This window comes from Faecalicoccus sp. (genome assembly GCF_036552745.1).
GTDB lineage: Bacteria > Bacillota_I > Bacilli_A > Erysipelotrichales > Erysipelotrichaceae > Faecalicoccus.
The window spans coordinates 1-2,305 of record NZ_JAXKBY010000193.1 but is presented as its reverse complement, the minus strand read 5'-3'; the positions used below and the strand labels follow the sequence as shown (position 1 = coordinate 2,305).

3 protein-coding genes are annotated in these 2,305 nt (G+C 41.7%); all 3 read left to right on the top strand.

Going from position 1 to position 2,305, the window contains the following annotated elements; all coding sequences use genetic code 11:
- On the top strand, positions 1-282 hold a 282-nt coding region (locus tag U0M88_RS09085; protein WP_331869601.1), incomplete at its 5' end, for a hypothetical protein.
- Positions 283-343: 61 nt separating this feature from the next.
- Positions 344-865, top strand: coding sequence for an adenine phosphoribosyltransferase (locus U0M88_RS09080; RefSeq protein ID WP_117447302.1), 522 nt, complete (start codon positions 344-346; stop codon positions 863-865).
- Positions 866-889: 24 nt separating this feature from the next.
- Positions 890-2,305: RelA/SpoT family protein (locus U0M88_RS09075; protein WP_331869600.1), on the top strand; the 1,416-nt coding region annotated here is incomplete at its 3' end.

Genomic DNA, 2,305 nt, shown 5'->3' with positions numbered 1-2,305 from the left:
GTACAGAGTCTGGATGCTTTACGACCGTTTGGACCGGGTTTTCAGCTGCCGGCTTTTGAAATTTCGCCAGTCAACATCAAATCAGTTTATGATCTAAGCAATGGAAAGCATCGACGGTTTACGCTGCAAAGCGGCTTACAGTGTTTATGTTTTAACATCTCGCCAGCCGATAAGGCAAAAAGTGTAAATTCAATCAGGGGATTTGTCGGTTCACCGCAAATCAATTATTATAGAGGCTCAAAACGAGTCAGCTTTATCATCGATCAAATTCTCTATAAGTGAAATGTCATTGTTTCAGTGTAGGGATTCATGTAAAATAGAAGTAATTTAAAGGAGATCACATATGGATATTAAACAATACATTGCCAGTATTCCCGGCTTTCCCAAGGAAGGTATCATTTTTCGGGACGTAACACCGATCTTGAAAAATCCGGATTGTATGAAATACGTTACTGAAAAACTTTCGGCATTTGCCAAAGAGGTAAAGGCAGACTTGATCATTGCCCCGGAGGCACGAGGTTTCTTTTTCGGTATTCCGGTGGCCTTGGAATGTCATGTTGGTTTTGCGCCGGTACGAAAACCCGGTAAGTTGCCAAGGGAAACAATGTCACAGTCATATCAGCTGGAATATGGTGTGGATGAGCTGCAAATGCATGTTGATGCCATTCAAAAAGGAATGCGTGTTGTCATCATTGATGATTTATTAGCTACCGGAGGTACGGTAGAAGCGATGATCAAGATGGTGGAATCCAAACAGGCAGTCGTGGCAGGAATTGGATTTGTGATCGAATTGGATGATTTAAAAGGTAAAGAAAAATTTAAGGATATACCGGTGTTTTCTCTGACACATTTTGAAGGAGAATAGGGATCAAAGAAAGGAGACTTTGGTGTGGCACATAAAAAAGAAGTGACATTTGATGAATGTCTAAAACAGATCAAGACCTACATCAAACGTCCGGAAAATATAGATCTGATCGTTAAGGCTTACCAGTTTGCCCAAAAACATCATGAGGGGCAGTTTCGAAAAAGCGGGGCTCCTTATGTGACGCATGTCATACAAGTGGCTAATACACTGGCTGAGATGCATTGTGGACCGAAGACGATTGCGGCCGGCCTTTTGCATGATACGGTGGAAGACTGTGCCGATGTAACGGATGATACGATTCGTCAGGAATTTGGTGCTGAGATCCAAACGATGGTGGATGCCGTTACGAAGATTGGAAATATTCAGTTCAAGGATGAAAAAGAATACCAGGCAAACAACCATCGAAAGCTTTTTATTGCGATGGCTAAGGATATTCGCGTAATCTTGATCAAGCTGGCAGACCGTTTGCACAATATGCGAACGCTGGAATATATGAAACCGGAAAAGCAGCAGAAGATCGCCAGAGAAACCCTGAGTGTTTATGCGCCCATCGCCCATCGTTTAGGTATCAGTTCAATCAAAAACGAACTGGAAGATCTATCCTTTAAGTATATCGATCCGAAAAAGTATAACGAGATCAAAGGTCTTGTCAAACAAAGAGAAGAAGAGCGAAATGAACAAGTTCAAATGATGATCAAAGACATCACTACGATATTGGATACGTATAATATCAAATACCGCATCTTTGGACGCTCTAAGCATTTTTACAGCATCTATAAAAAGATGGTAACCAAAAATAAACGGTTTGAAGAGATCCTGGATCTTTTAGCTATTCGTATCGTGACAGATACTGTAACGCATTGTTATGAAATTTTGGGCTATATTCATGCGACCTATCGTCCGATTCCCGGACGTTTTAAAGATTATATTGCCATGCCCAAGGCAAATATGTATCAGTCTTTGCATACAACAATCGTAGAGCCTCAACATGGTAATATTTTTGAAATCCAGATTCGTACGGAAGATATGGATGCGATTGCCGAGCGTGGTGTTGCGGCCCACTGGCGTTATAAGGAAAAACCAAATTCCGTGCCGGAAATCGAACAAAAAGAAATCGAAGACAAGCTTTCCTGGTTCCGTGATTTTTCCATGATGACCGATGAGGAAAGTGAAGATCCGTTAGAATATATGAATGTGCTTCAAAAAGATATCTTTGAAGCCAATGTCTATTGTCTGACACCAAGAGGGAAGGTTATTGCCTTACCAAGTGGTTCAACACCAATCGATTTTGCCTATCGTGTACATACAGAAGTCGGCCATAAGACGGTGGGAGCTACTGTCAATGGCGCCATCGTTCCCTTAAACACCCCGTTAAAAACCGGCGATGTTGTCGATATTTTAACCAATAACAATTCACCGGGACCATCAAAGGACTGGATC

Excerpts from the sequence above, each read along its gene's own strand:
- U0M88_RS09080 (WP_117447302.1), top strand. The coding sequence starts at position 344 with ATGGATATTAAACAATACATTGCCAGTATTCCCGGCTTTCCCAAGGAA.